This window comes from Mesorhizobium sp. M4A.F.Ca.ET.090.04.2.1 (genome assembly GCF_003999085.1).
In the GTDB taxonomy this organism is placed as follows: domain Bacteria; phylum Pseudomonadota; class Alphaproteobacteria; order Rhizobiales; family Rhizobiaceae; genus Mesorhizobium.
In genome coordinates, this window is the sequence record NZ_RZOT01000867.1 from 1 (window position 1) to 1,265 (window position 1,265).

Annotated in this window: 1 protein-coding gene and 1 pseudogene; one reads left to right on the forward strand and one right to left on the reverse strand. The window is 66.6% G+C overall.

What is annotated here, in order from left to right; translation table 11 throughout:
* Positions 1 to 178: pseudogene (locus EN781_RS35680) on the reverse strand (acyl-CoA dehydrogenase); the annotation flags it as partial.
* A 130-nt stretch (positions 179 to 308) separates the two neighbouring features.
* On the opposite strand from EN781_RS35680, the gene EN781_RS32720 reads away from it, so the two are divergent.
* Positions 309 to 1,124 (forward strand): SDR family oxidoreductase, encoded by an 816-nt coding sequence (locus EN781_RS32720; protein ID WP_127400732.1) that lies wholly within the window; start codon positions 309 to 311, stop codon positions 1,122 to 1,124.
* Positions 1,125 to 1,265: the final 141 nt, after the last annotated feature.

Consider the following 1,265-nt stretch of genomic DNA (forward strand, 5'->3'; position numbering starts at 1 on the left):
TCTTCAGGCCTTCGAGGATTTCGGTCTGCCGCCCCGTGCAGATCCAGCGGTCGCCGCCCTTGCCGATCTCGGCCAGGAATTCCTCGCCGAGCGGCGCGATCTCGTCGCGCACCATCGCCGCGACGCGCGCGTGGATCGGCTTCAGCCGCTCGGTCATGCCGAGGTTCATGTCCGCCATCGCTTCCGGTCCTTTCGGGGATGCATCTTTACCCGTGGCAAGGATGACCGTACTTCGGCTAGCCTTGTCAACGCGAGTCCATGGGCGAGTCCCCTGGCCTCGGCCTGCGGCGAGATTGCGGGGGAGCGCCATGAGCTATCTGGACGAGCTGTTCTCGGTCGCCGGCAAGATCGCGCTGGTCACGGGTGCCGCGACCGGCATCGGCCGCATGGCGGCGACCGCCCTGGTCAGCGCCGGCGCCAGTGTCATGATCGCCTCCCGCAAGGGGGAGGACTGCATCAAGGTCGCGAGCGAAATCAACGCCCTCGGCGGCCCGGGGCATGCCGAGGGCTTTGCCGGCGACATTTCCAGCGAGGCCGGCATCGCCGCGCTCGTCGCCGAGGTAAAGGCGCGGACGGAGCAGCTGCACATTCTGGTCAACAATGCCGGCATCTCCTGGGGGGCGCCGCTGGAAGAGTTCCCCTACCACGCCTGGGCCAAGGTGTTCGGCGTCAACGTCACCGGTGTCTTCCATCTGACGCGTGAACTGCTGCCGTTGCTCGACGCCGCCGCCAGCGAGGCGGATCCAGCCCGGGTGATCAATCTGGGCTCGGTGATGGGCACCCAGCCTCTGGCCGACGATGCCTATTCCTACACCGCCTCCAAGGCCGCGGTTCATCACCTGACGCGCACGCTGGCGATCGAGTTCGCCGCCCGCCGCATCACCGTCAACGCCTTCGCCCCCGGTCCCTTTCAGAGCCGGATGACCGCCTTTGCCACCGGAACCGAGGAACAGGCGAAACATGTCGGCGGCCATGTTCCGATCGGCCGCATCGGCATGCCGGATGACATTGCCGGCGCAACGCTCTATTTGTGCAGCCGTGCGGGCAGCTATGTCACCGGCGCCATCCTGCCGATCGACGGCGGCCAGTCGGTGCAGCATGGGCTGACCCTGTTCAAGGAATGAATGTCCGACCGGAACGCCGGCGGGGGTGAAGTGGAGGACATCAGCGTGGAACCGATCAGTCTCGATGTGCTTCTGGCCAGCGTCGGCAAGGAAGTCGGCGTGTCGCCCTGGCGCGTGGTCACGCAGCGCATGATCGATCAG

What these genes read in the sequence shown, in the direction of transcription:
- EN781_RS32720 (WP_127400732.1), top strand. Translation starts at nt 309, where the DNA reads ATGAGCTATCTGGACGAGCTGTTCTCGGTCGCCGGCAAGATCGCGCTG.